13 protein-coding genes are annotated in these 13,548 nt (G+C 70.4%); 11 read left to right on the forward strand and 2 right to left on the reverse strand.

What is annotated here, in order from left to right; genetic code table 11:
* Window positions 1-234: 234 nt before the first annotated feature.
* The 9 genes from VFZ09_RS16795 (at window position 235) to VFZ09_RS16835 (ending at window position 9,084) form a co-directional block, all read left to right on the forward strand.
* Entirely contained in the window at window positions 235-2,721 is a 2,487-nt protein-coding gene (locus VFZ09_RS16795; RefSeq protein WP_329728591.1) for an ATP-binding protein, read from the forward strand.
* A 20-nt stretch (window positions 2,722-2,741) separates the two neighbouring features.
* Window positions 2,742-4,613: a tetratricopeptide repeat protein gene (locus VFZ09_RS16800; RefSeq protein WP_329728592.1), complete on the forward strand. Its 1,872-nt coding sequence runs from the start codon at window positions 2,742-2,744 to the stop codon at window positions 4,611-4,613.
* 14 nt (window positions 4,614-4,627) lie between these two features.
* On the forward strand, window positions 4,628-5,464 hold the full coding sequence (locus VFZ09_RS16805; RefSeq protein ID WP_329728673.1) for a lysophospholipase: 837 nt from the start codon (window positions 4,628-4,630) through the stop codon (window positions 5,462-5,464).
* Window positions 5,465-5,528: 64 nt separating this feature from the next.
* Complete coding sequence (bacN, locus tag VFZ09_RS16810; protein ID WP_043389032.1) at window positions 5,529-5,873, forward strand: bactofilin BacN; 345 nt, start codon at window positions 5,529-5,531, stop codon at window positions 5,871-5,873.
* A gap of 48 nt (window positions 5,874-5,921) precedes the next feature.
* Window positions 5,922-6,248: a bactofilin family protein gene (locus VFZ09_RS16815; protein ID WP_043389034.1), complete on the forward strand. Its 327-nt coding sequence runs from the start codon at window positions 5,922-5,924 to the stop codon at window positions 6,246-6,248.
* A 3-nt stretch (window positions 6,249-6,251) separates the two neighbouring features.
* Window positions 6,252-6,950, forward strand: a complete 699-nt coding sequence (locus VFZ09_RS16820; protein WP_329728593.1) for a polymer-forming cytoskeletal protein — start codon at window positions 6,252-6,254, stop codon at window positions 6,948-6,950.
* A gap of 81 nt (window positions 6,951-7,031) precedes the next feature.
* Entirely contained in the window at window positions 7,032-7,892 is an 861-nt protein-coding gene (locus tag VFZ09_RS16825) for a ParB N-terminal domain-containing protein (RefSeq protein WP_329728594.1), read from the forward strand.
* The gene (gene pyrE / locus VFZ09_RS16830; RefSeq protein ID WP_329728595.1) at window positions 7,889-8,458 is read left to right on the forward strand and encodes an orotate phosphoribosyltransferase; all 570 of its coding nucleotides are present in this window, start codon (window positions 7,889-7,891) and stop codon (window positions 8,456-8,458) included. Before VFZ09_RS16825 ends, pyrE begins: the two co-directional genes overlap by 4 nt.
* Window positions 8,455-9,084, forward strand: coding sequence for a hypothetical protein (locus tag VFZ09_RS16835; protein ID WP_329728596.1), 630 nt, complete (start codon window positions 8,455-8,457; stop codon window positions 9,082-9,084). The genes pyrE and VFZ09_RS16835 overlap by 4 nt, the downstream gene beginning before the upstream one ends.
* Window positions 9,085-9,099: 15 nt before the next feature.
* On the opposite strand, the gene VFZ09_RS16840 is transcribed toward VFZ09_RS16835, so the two are convergent.
* Window positions 9,100-9,696 carry a TIGR00730 family Rossman fold protein gene (locus tag VFZ09_RS16840; protein WP_329728597.1) on the reverse strand — a complete coding sequence of 199 codons (597 nt, stop codon included), beginning with the start codon at window positions 9,694-9,696 and terminating at the stop codon, window positions 9,100-9,102.
* Window positions 9,697-9,718: 22 nt separating this feature from the next.
* Window positions 9,719-11,308: an L-aspartate oxidase gene (gene nadB / locus VFZ09_RS16845; protein ID WP_329728598.1), complete on the reverse strand. Its 1,590-nt coding sequence runs from the start codon at window positions 11,306-11,308 to the stop codon at window positions 9,719-9,721.
* An 87-nt stretch (window positions 11,309-11,395) separates the two neighbouring features.
* On the opposite strand from nadB, the gene VFZ09_RS16850 reads away from it, so the two are divergent.
* A complete protein-coding gene (locus VFZ09_RS16850; protein WP_329728599.1) occupies window positions 11,396-12,082 on the forward strand; it encodes a transglycosylase SLT domain-containing protein in 687 nt (228 codons plus the stop codon).
* Window positions 12,036-13,538: a tetratricopeptide repeat protein gene (locus tag VFZ09_RS16855; RefSeq protein ID WP_329728600.1), complete on the forward strand. Its 1,503-nt coding sequence runs from the start codon at window positions 12,036-12,038 to the stop codon at window positions 13,536-13,538. The genes VFZ09_RS16850 and VFZ09_RS16855 overlap by 47 nt, the downstream gene beginning before the upstream one ends.
* Window positions 13,539-13,548 lie beyond the last annotated feature (10 nt).

Raw genomic sequence — 13,548 nt, forward strand, 5'->3', positions numbered from 1 at the left:
GGGAAGGGGACAGCGGAAGTCGCGGAAGTCGCACGGCGGCCGAGTATACGCGGGGGTACCCGCCTCACAATTCTTGCCGGGACCCGCCGAGTCCGACACGCTGGCCCCCGGGCAGCTTCAGCGGCATGATTCGGACCCGCGCATGAAGGTTGACGCTTTCTTGAAATTTTTCCGGTCTCTCCACACAGACATGCAGGGCCAGGCACCCCGGGGGCGCTCGTGAGAGCTGAACTCGTGGGGTCACGTGGCCGCGTCCTGGTGATCGGCACGAAGGCGGGCAGCGAGGAGCTGCTCGCCCACCTGTCCGACAGTGGCTACCAGTGGGCCATCACCGAGGACATGCAGGAGCTGTCGAGCCTGGCCGAGTCGTTGCGGCCGGACGCCGTGCTCATGTCCGCCACCGGCAAGAAGGCCACCGAGGCGCTCAGCGCCGTGCGTCAGGAGTCCCGGCTGCGCGAGCTGCGCGTGCTGGCGGACCTGACGCGCTCACGCTCGGAGGTGCTGCGCAAGCTGCCCGTGGACGAGTGGGTCCGCAGCCTCGAGGAGCTCAGCTCCCGGTTGGACTCGGCGCTGCGCGAGCGGCGGGTGATGGAGCGCACGCGCAACCGCATGGAGCGGCTGCTGGAGATCACCCAGGCCGCCACCAGCTCGCTGGAGCTGGAGCAGATCCTCCGCCTCGCGGTGGAGAAGGTGGGCGCCGTCATCAACGCCGACCGGTGCTCGGTGGTGCTGGTGGAGGACGTCAACTCGCGCACCGCCAGCGTGGTGGCCACGTTGGAGGATCCGGGCCTGTCGCTGGACGTGGACCTGCAGCGCTACCCCGAGCTGCGCCGCGCGCTGGAGACGCGCCAGCCGGTGCTGGTGGAGGAGGCCCAGCGGGATCCGCTGATGGCCGAGGTGCGCCCCACCATGACGTCGCTCGGGGTGCGCTCCATCCTCGTGCAGCCGCTGGTGTGCTCGGACGAGCTGCTCGGCGCGCTCTTCCTGCGCATCTCCCGGGGCTCCGAGGGCTTCGGCCGGGACGAGCAGGAGTTCGCCCAGGCGGTGGCGGCGGCGCTGGCCAACTGCATCCGCAACGCCCGTCTGCACACCGCGCTCAAGAGGAAGCGCGACGAGCTCGAGCTGGCCTACGTGGAGCGCTACCGCGAGCTGACCGAGGCCAACCGCCGCCTCAAGGATCTCAACCGGCTCAAGGACGAGATCATCGCCGTGTGCAGCCATGACCTGCGCGCGCCGCTGCAGGTGCTGCTGGGCCATGGCCGGCTGCTGCTGGAAGGCGGGTTGGATCCGCAGCAGAAGCAGTCCGCCGAGGCGATGATCCGCCAGGGCCGGAAGATCCTCGGCCTCGTGGAGTCGCTGCTGGAGCGGGGCAAGGGCGACGTGGCGCGCCTGTCCATCGAGCCGCGCGTGCTGGACATGTCCACGCTCTGCAAGGAGAGCGTCACCGAGCTGGAGATCCTCGCCGCCGAGCGGGGCGTGGCCCTGCGGGCCGAGACCAGCGAGATCATGATGCTCATCGGCGATGAGCTGAAGCTGCACGAGGTGTTGCAGAACCTCATCACCAACGCCATCCACCACGCGCAGGACGCGGGCGAGGTGGTGGTGAAGGCCTCGCGGCTGGCGCGCCCGGACGGTGACGTGGCGCGCATCGTGGTGCAGGACGACGGCAAGGGCATTCCGGCCGAGGAGCTGCCGCTCGTCTTCGACCGCTACCGCAGCGGGGCCAAGGGCGGCGGTGGCACGGGCCTGGGGCTCGCCATCTGCAAGGAGTTCGTGGAGCTCCACGGCGGGGAGATCTGGGCCGAGGCCCCGGCCGAGGGAGGCGCCGCGTTCATCTTCACCCTGCCGCTGGCGCAGGAGGTCTCCCGCGCGGTGCAGAACCTGCCGGCCAAGGAGACGGCCGAGCAGCCGCGCGTGCTGGTGGTGGAGGACGAGCCGGAGATCGCCGCGGTGCTGGTGGAGGTGCTGCGCTCGCGCTACCGCGTGGACGTGGCGCGCGACGGCGCCGAGGGCCTGGCGCGGGCGCGCTCGGCCAAGCCGGACCTGGTGGTGATGGACGTCTTCCTGCCCAAGCTGGACGGCCTGGACGCCGCGGTGGCGCTCAAGTCCTCCTCGGACACCGCCAGCATCCCCGTCATCCTGCTGTCCGCCCACCAGGGCGTGGCCGACAAGGTCCGCGCGCTCAACCTCGGCGCGGTGGACTACATGAGCAAGCCCTTCAACGCCATGGAGCTGCTGGGCCGCACCGAGCGCGCCCTCAAGCTGCGCAAGGCCGAGAACGAGCTGGAGCGCACCTCCACGCTCATGCGCCGCAGCGGGAACGATCCCCTCACGGGCGTCTATGACCGGCGCGGCCTCATGCTGCGCCTGGACCACGAGGTGAGCCGCGGGCGGCGCTACAGCCGGCCGGTGAGCCTCGCGGTGCTCCGCCCGGACCGCCCCGTGCTCGACGACGCCCTGCGCGGGATTCCCGACGTGATGCGCGCACGCCTGCGCACCCAGGACATCCTCGGCCACATGGGCGAGGGGGTGCTCGCCGTCGTCCTGCCCGAGTGCAATGTTGAAGCGGGACGCAACGTCATCGGCCGGTTGCTGCCGGATGTCGAGAAGCACACAGGGATGGAGTACCGCTCGGCGGTGGCGGATGTGAGCCACGACAGCGAGCCGGTGGAGCGCATCCTGGAGCGGCTGGGCGCACCACCCCCCGTGCCGAAGCTCTAGGCCCGCGTTAGACTCGGGGCGTGCGCCCGAGTCGACTCCTCACCCGAGCCGTACCGCTCCTGGCCCTCGTGGGGCTGGGGGTGATGGCCGCGCCCGCGCGCCGGCCCAAGGTGGACACGCAGGCCATGCGCGAGGCCATCTCCGCGGGGTCCAATGACGAGGGCATCGCGTCGCCCGCCAGCTACGCGAACTACCTCCGGGCGAAGCTGCTGAGCCTCCAGGGCCAGCACCGGGAGGCGGTGTACGCGCTGCGGCTGGCGCTGGCCACCGACGAGAACAACCCGCACCTGCTCACGCAGCTGGGCGAGGAGTACGCGCGCCTGGGCGACCTGACGAAGGCCGAGCGCGAGCTGCGGCGCGTGGTGAAGTCGTACCCCACGCACTACGCCGGCCGGCTGATGCTGGGGCGCGTGCTGATGGAGGCCGGCAAGCCCGCGCGCGCCCGGATGCACCTGCGCCGCGCCATCCAGCTCAAGCCCCGCGAGCCGGAGGCCTACCTCGTCCTCGCGCAGCTCCACCTGGATGGCCGCGCGAACGAGCAGGCCGTGAAGGTGGTGGAGGAGCTGGCGGCGGCGCTTCCCGGCGAGGCCTCCGGTTACCGTCGCCTCGGTCTGGCGCTGGCCGAACGGGGAGACTCCACGCGGGCCGGGCACCTGCTGGCGCGGGCCATCGAGAGGGATCCCGGTGACGTGGAGTCGCTCACCGTGCTCGCGCAGATTCGCGAGAAGGCCGGGCAGCTCTCCGATGCCGAGGAGGCCCTGGCCCGCACCCTGGAGCGGGATCCCGACAACCAGGCGGTGCTGATGAGCGCCGGCCGGCTCGCGCTGCGGCTCGGCTCGCCGGTGCGGGCGCGGGCGTACTTCGATCGGCTGCTGTCGATCTCCTCGGACCCGGAGCTCACCGTGCGGGTGGCGCTGGCCTTCCTCTCCGCGAGGGATCCCTCCTCCACCGTGGAGGTGCTGGACGCCGCGCGGAAGGGGAGGGTCGCCTCGCCCCGTATCTCCTATTACGCGGGCCTGGTGCACGAGCGGCTGCGCCACTTCGACGCGGCCGCCACCGCCTATGCCGAGGTGCCCCTCACCTCCGAGCTCTTCCCCGAGGCGCGCGCCCGCCGCGCTGTCTGTCTCTCGCAGGCGGGACAGCATGAGCCCGCGCTCGCCCTGTTGCGCGAGGCCCTCGCCGAGCACCCCGACGACACGGAGCTGTGGGTGCATCAGGCCCGGGCCCAGGAGCGCGCCGGGGAGCCCGAGCGCGCCGTGGCCACGCTGAAGGAGGCCCTCGCGCGCAAGTCGTCCCCGGAGTTGTACGAGGCGCTCGCCTCCACCCTGCAGCGTCAGAAGCGCCCGGCCGAGGCCGTGCGCCTGCTGCGGGAGGCCATCTCACGGGAGCCTCGTGAGCCGGCCCTGCGCTACGTGCTCGCCAACGTGCTGCTCGCACAGGGGGACGAGGAGGGGGCCATCACCAGCATGCGCGGCGTGCTCGAGGTGGACCCGGAGCACGCCGCGGCCATGAACTTCATCGGCTACGTGCTGGCCCAGCGCGGCCGGGACTTCGCCGAGGCGGAGCGGCTGGTGCGGCGCGCGTTGCAGCTGCGCCCGGACACCGGCTCCTTCCTCGACTCGCTGGGGTGGATCCACTACCAGCGGGGCGACTACCCCCGCGCGTTGCAGTCGCTGGAGCGGGCGGTGGAGCTGGAGCCCGAGGAGCCCGTCATCCTGGAGCACCTGGGGGATGTCTACCACCGCGTGTCACGGCCCGGTGATGCGGCGGGGGCCTGGCGGCGCGCGCTGGAGGTGCTGGCCCTCAATCCGGAGGCGGCCGACCCGGCGGATCAACGGGTGCTCCTCGAGCGCAAGCTGAAGTTGCTATCCACGGGTGCCGCGGATCGCTAATGTCCCCGCATCCTATGGCGCGCTTCGACGAGGGTTTCTTCACCGGGAAGGACGGGCTGCGGCTGTACTGGATGTCCGAGCAGCCGGACGAACCCCGCGCGCACGTGGCGGTGGTGCACGGCTACGGCGACCACATCGGCCGTTACCGCACGACGTTCGACGCCCTCACGGCCCAGGGCTTCGCCGTGCACGGTTTCGACTACCGGGGCCATGGCCGCGCCGACGGACGCCGCGGCTTCTGCGCCAGCTGGCCGGACTACCTGGACGACCTCGCGGCCTTCTGGGACCGGGTGCGGAGCGCGGCCGGTGGGCGCAAGATCTTCGTGCTCGCGCACAGCCACGGCGGCCTGATGGCGGTGCACCTGCTGGGGCGCGGCGGCCTCCAGGGCGTGAGCGGCATGGTGCTGTCAGCACCTTATTTCAAGCTCGCCATCACGCCGCCCGCGATGAAGCTCGTGGCCGCCAAGGCGGTGGGCAGGGTCCTGCCGTGGATGCCCATCAAGACGGAGCTCACGCCCAAGGACCTGAGCCGGGACGAGGCGGTGCAGGAGGCGGTACGTCAGGACCCCCTCTACAATCACATCGTGACCCCCCGCTGGTTCATCCAGTCCACCGAGGCCCAGGCCCGGGTGATGACGCTCGCTCCGGAGGTGAAGGTGCCGCTCTTCCTGCTCAGCGGAGCGGACGACGGCGTGGCGAGCGTGGAGACCGGACGCGCCTTCTTCGAGGCCGTGGGCTCGAAGGACAAGGTGTACAAGGTGTATCCGGGGATGCGCCACGAGCCGCTCAACGAGCTCGGCAAAGAGGAGGTCCAGGGCGATATCTCCAACTGGATCTCCGCGCATCTCTGACGTAGGTTCCAATTCCTTACAGAGCAAACTTCGTTATCGCGAGGGCGCTTCCGAGGGTCACCGCATGGCACAGGGCGAGCAGACGGGCATCATCGGCAAGGGCATCATCATCCGGGGCAATCTGACGGGTGGTGGGGACCTCATCATCGAGGGACGGGTGGAGGGGCAGATCGCCCTGAAGAACCACCTGACCATCGAGGGCACGGGCAAGGTCCAGGCGGACATCCGCGCGGAGGAGCTGACCATCAACGGCGAGGCGAGTGGCAACATCGACGCCTCGGGCCGGGTGGCCATCAACGCCTCGGCGAAGGTGGCGGGGGACATCAAGGCCCCGCGCGTGGTCATCGAGGATGGAGCGGTGTTCAACGGCTCCATCGAGATGGACGTGAAGCTGCCGGACGACATCTAAACGGGCCCCAGGGCCCGCAGCACCCTCCGGGAGGGGTGGACAACACTCATGGCGAATACGGTCATTGGTTCGAGCATTGTCATCGATGGTGAGATCTCCGGCGACGAGGACCTGGTCATCCAGGGCACCGTGAAGGGGAAGATCTCCTTGAAGGAGAGTCTCTTCGTCGAGGGGAGCGGCGTGGTCGAGGCCGACATCGAGACGCAGAACGTGGAGATCGCCGGCCGGGTGACGGGCAACATCGCCGCCTCGGACAAGGTGGAGCTCAAGACGGATTGCCGCGTGGTGGGCGACATCAAGGCCCCGCGCATCCTCATCGCCGATGGTGCCTCCTTCAAGGGCAACGTCGACATGGACATTCCGAAGGAGCGCTGATCCTTGGCCACTGCGAAGGAACTGGCCCCAGGGGCCGTCAACAACACCGTGGTCGGTCAGTCCATCCTCATCAGCGGCAAGCTGACGGGTGACGAGGACCTGACCGTGCGCGGCCGCGTGGAGGGCGAGCTCACGCTGAGCCGCACCCTCATCGTGGAGCCCACGGGCGTGGTGAAGGCGAACGTGGCGGTGAAGAACGCCATCGTGAGCGGCGTGGTGGTGGGCAACATCAACGCCACCGAGAGCGTGGAGCTCACCCGCGAGGGCCGCATGGTGGGCGACATCCACGCCCCCCGCGTGATCATCGTGGATGGTGCGAGCTTCCGCGGCCGCGTGGACATGGGCGAGGTGGAGCCGGGACGCATGCCGTCCGATCGCTCGGCGCTGCCGCGTCCGACGGGCGCCACCGTGCGTCCCGCGGTGCGTCCGGGTGCGGCTCCGGCCCGTCCGGCCCTGCCGGGTGCGCGGCCCACGCCGCCCGCCGCTGCCGCTCCGGCCCGTCCGGCGGCCGCGGCTCCGGCCCGCCCGGCGCCTCCGCCCGCTCCGGCGGCGGCCCGCCCGGCACCCCCTGCGCCGCCCGCGGCCAGGGCCGCCGAGCCCACCCGCCCCGAGCCTCCTCGGCCGCCGGCCGCCGCGCCGGTCCCGCCGACCGTGGCCGAGGCCGCCCGCAAGAAGGTCGTGGTGAAGAAGAAGGGTCGTTAAAGCGTTGTGGTGGCGCTCGTGCGCCACCGCACCGCCGTCCCGGCGCTACGACGGGCCGATCCAAGGGTGCCGATGAACGCCATGAACGCCGAGAACAGAATCGACGAGGTGGACGCGAAGCCGAGCACCCCGGCCGAGGAGTCGTCGACCGGGGAGTCCTCCGTTTCCTCCGAGCAGGAGGGGACGGCGGAGGCCTCCGCGTCCGAGACCGCCCAGGCGGCTTCCACCGAGCAGCAGGAGGGTGGGGCACAGGGCACCGAGCAGCATTCGCAGCCGGAGAGCGCGCAGGCCGCGGTTCCTCCCGAGGGGATGGAAGCCGTGGCGCCGCGCCGCCGGGGGCATGTGGCTCCCGCGCACATTCCGTTGGAGCGGATCGACGAGGACACCACCTTCCAGATCCGCCCGCCGGGAGAACTGTCCGCGCTCGCCACGGACCTGGCGAGGCTGGGACAGCTCTTCCCGGTGGACGTGCGCTTCAAGCCGCCGGACCGCTTCCAGATCATCTCCGGCTTCCGCCGGGTGGCGGCGCTGAGGTTCCTCAAGAGGGATCGGGTGCTGGCCCGCCTGCACACGGACCTGTCGGACGAGGACGCGCTGCTGATGGCGCTGGCCTCGGCCATCCATGCCTCGCCGGTGGATGCGGACGAGTTGGAGGAGCTGAAGGCGCGGCTCGAGTCCGAGGGGCGGCTGACGCCCATCGCCCGGGACATGCTGGACAAGGCGCTGGTGTCCCCCGACGAGTCGCTGGCCTCCGAGACGGTGGAGGAAGAGGTCGACGCGGACGAGCTGGCCGCCGAGGCCACCCAGCGGCTGGTGGACATCAACCAGGACCTGGCGCTGCTGGCGGACGTGTTCGCCGACCTGGATGAGACGCGGAAGCAGGAGCTGCTCACCCAGCTGCGCTACTCCTCGGACCTCGTGGCCTGGCTGGAGCGTTTGTGACCGTGGACGCGCTCGCGCGGGACAGGGCCCGCTTGTTGGAGGTGCTCACCGAGCGCTCCTTCGAGCGGCGCAAGGTGGTGCTGTCGTCCGGCAAGGAGTCGGACTTCTACATCGACTGCAAGCGCACGGCGCTGCTGGCCGAGGGGCACTTCCTCATCGGCCGGCTGCTGTTGCAGGCCGTGCAGCGCGAGGCCTCCGAGGCGGTGGCGGTGGGCGGGCTGACGCTGGGCGCGGATCCGCTCGCGTCGGCCGTCAGTCTGATGAGCTACCTGTCGGGCACGCCCCTGCATGCCTTCATCGTCCGCAAGGAGCCCAAGGGCCATGGCACCGGCCAGTGGATCGAGGGCATGAAGGCGCTCGCTCCCGGGTCGCCGGTGGCCATCCTGGAGGACGTGGTGACCACGGGCGCCTCCACGCTCAAGGCAATCGAGCGGGCTCAGCAGGAAGGACTGCGGGTGCTTGGGGCGTTCGCGTTGGTGGATAGACTGGAGGGCGGACGCGAGGCGGTCGAGGCCGCCGGACACCGGCTCTTCACCCTGTACACCCGCAAGGACTTCATTCCATGAAGATGCAGTTGCGGCTCGGGGCGCTGATGATGGCGCTCGCGGGCTGTGTCTCGACGCCTCCCACGCTGGGAGATCCGCCGCCTGGTTTCAAGGACGAGCGCCAGGAGTTCGGCTACCAGGAGGTGCTGGAGAAGTACACGGATCGCGCCGAGCTCTACAGCGGCTTCGACACGGTGATGTTCGCCGCGGCCACGCTGCAGACGCAGCCCTTCCGTGAGGCCCGCGTGCGCCGCGAGGCCGCCTTCAAGGCCCTGACGCAGGAGCGCGTGCAGGAGATCCTCACCCAGGAGATCGCCGAGGCGGCGAAGACGCACGAGTTCTTCCTCGGCGTCCACGTCTTCAACTACCGCTACGAGGACTTCGACCGGCCCTCGTCCATCTGGAACCTGGTGATGGTGACGCCCGGGGGCGAGCTGAAGCCCGTGAGCGTGGAGCGGGTGGGGCGCTCGGACCTGGAGATGCGCTCCTTCTACCCGTACATGGGCACCTTCTGGGTGGGCTACCGCGTGCGCTTCCCCGCCACCTACCCGGATGGCAGGCCCGTCATCACCGAGGGCATGGGGCACGTGGTGCTGCGCATGGCCTCCTCGCTCGGCAAGGTGGAGATGCGGGTGCACGCGCGCTGACGTGCCCCCGGCGTCTCACGTCTGCTCGGGCCGCAGCACCGGCGTGTCCGGCGCGAGCGGCTGCCCGGCCCGCTGGAGCTGATCCAACAGCGCGGCCGGCGAGGTGTCGCAGGCGAAGGGCTGGGCGCGCGCCTCGGGGATGAAGCCCTCGTCCACCGCGCGCCGCATCATCACCAGCAGTGGCCCGTAGAAGTCCGCCACGTTGAGCAGGCCGATGGGCTTGTGGTGGAGGCCGAGCTGGGCCCAGGTGGTGATCTCGAAGAGCTCCTCGAAGGTGCCCACGCCGCCGGGCATGGCGATGAAGGCGTCCGAGAGCCGGGCCATCATCGCCTTGCGCGTGTGCATGGAGTCCACCAGGTGCAGCTCGGTGAGCCCCTTGTGGGCGCGCTCCCGCTCGCTCAGGAAGAACTGGGGCAGCACGCCGATCACCTTGCCGCCCCGCGCGAGGGCCGCGTCCGCCATCGCGCCCATCAGCCCCACGCTGGTGCCGCCGTAGACGAGGGTGAGCCCCCGCCGGGCGATCTCCGTGCCCAGGGCCCGGGCCCCCTCGAGGTACTCCGGCCGGGCTCCCATCCGCGAGCCACAGAAGACACAGACCGACTTCGGTTCCATTTCGGCAAGCTCCTCCAGGGGCTCACAGCTCGCGGCGGACGACGGTGTCGTGCTTCCAGTGGTGGTCGTCCGTGTTGGGGTAGTCCAGCGTGAAGTGCAGGCCGCGGCTCTCCTTGCGGCGGCTGGCGCAGTCCACGATGAGGCTGGCCACCTCGCAGATGTTGCGCAGCTCGATCACGTCGCGCGTCACCTTGAAGCGCCAGTAGTAGTCGCGGATCTCCTCGCGCAGCAGCTCCAGCCGGCGCCGCGCCCGCATCAGCCGCTTGTCCGTGCGGACGATGCCCACGTAGTTCCACATGAGCCGGCGGATCTCATCCCAGTTGTGGGTGACCACCACGCTCTCGTCCGAGGCCACCGCGCTGCCCTCGTCCCACTCGGGAGGATCCTCCTCGAGCGGGGAGAGGGCGCGGAGCTCCTCGGCGCAGATGGCGGCGGCACGGTGGCCGAAGACGAGCCCCTCCAGCAGCGAGTTGGAGGCGAGCCGGTTGGCGCCGTGCAGGCCGGTGTGGGCCACCTCGCCGATGGCGTAGAGGCCCGGCACGTTGGTGCGGCCGTACAGGTCCGTCACCACGCCGCCGCACATGTAGTGGGCCGCGGGCACCACGGGGATGGGCTGCACGGCCATGTCGATGTTGAAGGCCTTGCACGTGGTGTAGATGTTGGGGAAGCGCTCCATGATGAAGGCGCGCCCCAGGTGCGTCATGTCCAGGAAGACGCTGTCGTCACCGGTGCGCTTGAGCTCCGCGTCGATGGCGCGCGCCACCACGTCGCGCGGGGCCAGCTCGCCCATCCGGTGGTAGCGGTCCATGAACTGCTGGCCGTTGCGCAGCCGCAGCTTGCCGCCCTCGCCCCGCAGCGCCTCGCTGATGAGGAAGCTCTTGGCCTCCGGGTGGTACAGGCAGGTGGGGTGGAACTGGTAGAACTCCATGTTGGCCACCGCCGCCCCCGCCCGGTACGCCATGGCCACGCCGTCGCCCGTGGCCACGTCCGGGTTGGAGGTGTACAGGTACACCTTGCCCGCTCCTCCCGTGGCCAGCACCGTCACCTTCCCCAGGAAGCGCTCGATGTGGCCCTCCGCCGTGAGCGCGTACACCCCCAGGCACCGGCCGGGCGCACCCGGGCCCGCCTTCCGATCGAGGATCAGATCGATGGCCGAGGTGTTCTGGAAGAAGGTGATGTTGGGCTGCTCGTCACAGGCCTCGATCAGGGCCCGCTGCACCTCGCGCCCCGTGATGTCGCCCGAGTGGATGATGCGCCGCTGCGAGTGGCCGCCCTCGCGCGTCAGGTCGAACTCGCCCGTGGCCCGCCGGTTGAAGTCCGCCCCCAGCTGCACCAGCTCCCGGATGCGCTCGGGGCCCTCGCGCACCGTCACCTCCACCGCGTCCAGGTGGTTGATGCCGGCACCGGCCTCCAGGGTGTCCTGGATGTGCTCCTCGAAGGTGTCCGTGGGCGACAGCACGCTGGCGATGCCACCCTGGGCGTAGGCCGTGTTGCCCTCGTGCCTGTCCCGCTTGGTGAGGACCGCGACAGTGCCGTGCCGGGCCGCCTGGAGGGCCAGCGAGAGTCCGGCCACACCACCGCCCAAAACCAGGAAGTCGAACCGATGGGGCATGTGTCAGACCCTTAATGGCTGTAAGTGCCGGAAACAAGGCGATTTCTTGAGGACTTTCGACAGGGGATCTAAGGTTGGGGGGCCGATATGCGACCCATTTCCTTCCTGCTGCTGGCCGCGCTGCTGCTTGCCCCCCTGGGTGTCCAGGCGGAGGGCATCTACAGGTACGTGGAGAAGGACGGGACCATCGTCTACACGAACGTCCCGCCCGGTGGAGCCAAGAAGGCGAGCAAGCTCAAGGGCACCTTCACCGATGCTCCCGAGCCCACCGCCCCGGTGAAGGGCAGGTCGCGTACCCCGGCGGAGCTCGAGCCGCACATCGTCAAGGCCGCCGAGCGCTACCGCATCCCCACCGCGCTGGTGCGGGCCATCATGCACACGGAGAGCAACTTCAACTCCAATGCCCTGTCTCCCAAGGGCGCCAGCGGGTTGATGCAGCTCATGCCGGCGACGGCCTCGGACATGTACGTGAAGGACATCTTCGACACCCGGGACAACATCGAGGGTGGGGTGCGCTACCTGCGCGTGCTGGCCAACCTCTTCAACGGGGACATGGTGAAGATGGTGGCCGCGTACAACGCGGGCCCGGAAGCCGTGCGCAAGTACGGGGGCCAGGTGCCGCCATACGCGGAGACGCAGGCGTACGTTCGCAAGGTGCTCCAGCTCTACTACCATTATAAAGAGCGCGAACGGCTCACGAAGAACGAGCCCCGCGGGACGGATTCCGATGGCGACGACGCGCGTGACGGGGCGGGGGCAGAAGAGCCCCGTTGACGAGGAGTTCCTCAAGCAGCTCTACCAGGGCGGGGAGTTGCTGGCGCAGGGCCGCGTGCCCGAGGCGCGCCAACTGCTCGAGCGGGCCCACCAGCTCCAACCCCGCAACGAGAAGGGCCGCAACCTGCTCGGGCTGGCCTACTTCAAGCTGGGCCTCTTCGACCGGGCGGCGGAGATCTACGAGGCGCTGGTGCGCGACAACCCGGTGGACGCCACGCTGCGCGTCAACCTGGGACTGGTGTACCTGAAGACGAACGCCCTGCAGCGCGCGATGCGTGAGTTCGAGGCCGCGACGGATCTGCAGCCCGACCACCAGAAGGCGCACAACTACCTGGGACTCGCCCTGGCACAGGCCGGGGAGTACGGCCGCGCCCGCGAGCACTTCGTCAAGGCGGGCAGCGAGGCCATGGCGGAGAAGATGGCCAAGGCCATCGCGGGAGAGAAGGTGCTCCGGCCCTCCAGGTCCGTGCCCGTCATCCCCCGGGCGTCTACGCCCGCTCCGCGTCCGGTGGCTCCCGTGGAAGGGCAGTGGGGCACGCAGTTCGGCCTGGACGAGACGCCCCCCTCCGCGCCCCAGCCCGCGCAGGCGGAGGACTCGGACGACCTGCGGTTCGCCGAGGACGAGGGGCCCGGTGCCCTCTCCGAGAGTCAGTCGGACGCGGCCGGAGCGCGGGCCCCGGCGGACACCCCCGAGGCGGAGTCGGACGCGGCCTTCGCGGAGACGTCCCAGGCGGTGACGCCGAGTGAGCCGTTGCCCCAGTCCCTGGATGAGGCCGTTCCCGAGCTGCCGTCGAGGGTCGCCTTCCGGCCGGGCGCGGACGTGCCGATGCTGGCGGAGCTGGTGCCCGCGCTGGCGCTGGCGGGGGCGAGCCAGACCCAGCCCTTCCGGGTGGGCAACGGCAGCTTCTCCGCGCGAGTGGAGGGCGAGCTGCTCACGCGGCTGGAGGGGCTGGTGGCCTACAGCGGGCAGATCCACTTCCAGCCGGAGGTGAAGCGCTACCGGGGCCGGCCCACGGACGAGCCCTTCGGTGATGGGGCGGGCCGCTTCGTGCGCGCCAGCGGCCAGGGCGTGCTCTTCCTCGAGCCGCCCGCGTCGCGCTCCTTCCTGGCGGTGGACCTGGGGGACGTGGGCGCCTACGTGCGCGAGGAGTGCCTCTTCGCCTTCGAGGAGGCGGTGGCCTTCGAGAATGGCAAGGTGCCCTCGGAGATCGCTCCGGACCTGAGCCTGGTACACCTGCGCGGGCAGGGCAGGGTGGTGCTGAGCCTGGGCGGGACGCTGCGCTCGGTGTTCGTCGCCGAGGAGACACCGGTGACGGTCCCCCTGTCCCACCTGGTGGGCTGGCAGGGCAAGGTGACGCCCCGGGTGGTGCCGCTGCCGGGGGAGGAGGACGCTCCCCGTGTCGCCGTGGAACTGAGCGGTGAAGGATTTGCCCTCATTGCCCTGCCAGTCCGGTAGAAGGCCCCGC

It is taken from the genome of Archangium sp. (assembly GCF_036277355.1).
GTDB lineage: Bacteria > Myxococcota > Myxococcia > Myxococcales > Myxococcaceae > Archangium.

What these genes read in the sequence shown, in the direction of transcription:
- VFZ09_RS16840 (WP_329728597.1), bottom strand. Translation starts at nt 9,696, where the DNA reads ATGGAACCGAAGTCGGTCTGTGTCTTCTGTGGCTCGCGGATGGGAGCC.
- VFZ09_RS16815 (WP_043389034.1), top strand. Translation starts at nt 5,922, where the DNA reads ATGGCGAATACGGTCATTGGTTCGAGCATTGTCATCGATGGTGAGATC.
- bacN (WP_043389032.1), top strand. Translation starts at nt 5,529, where the DNA reads ATGGCACAGGGCGAGCAGACGGGCATCATCGGCAAGGGCATCATCATC.
- nadB (WP_329728598.1), bottom strand. Translation starts at nt 11,308, where the DNA reads ATGCCCCATCGGTTCGACTTCCTGGTTTTGGGCGGTGGTGTGGCCGGA.
- VFZ09_RS16805 (WP_329728673.1), top strand. Translation starts at nt 4,628, where the DNA reads ATGGCGCGCTTCGACGAGGGTTTCTTCACCGGGAAGGACGGGCTGCGG.
- VFZ09_RS16855 (WP_329728600.1), top strand. Translation starts at nt 12,036, where the DNA reads ATGGCGACGACGCGCGTGACGGGGCGGGGGCAGAAGAGCCCCGTTGAC.
- VFZ09_RS16835 (WP_329728596.1), top strand. Translation starts at nt 8,455, where the DNA reads ATGAAGATGCAGTTGCGGCTCGGGGCGCTGATGATGGCGCTCGCGGGC.
- VFZ09_RS16850 (WP_329728599.1), top strand. Translation starts at nt 11,396, where the DNA reads ATGCGACCCATTTCCTTCCTGCTGCTGGCCGCGCTGCTGCTTGCCCCC.
- VFZ09_RS16825 (WP_329728594.1), top strand. Translation starts at nt 7,032, where the DNA reads ATGAACGCCGAGAACAGAATCGACGAGGTGGACGCGAAGCCGAGCACC.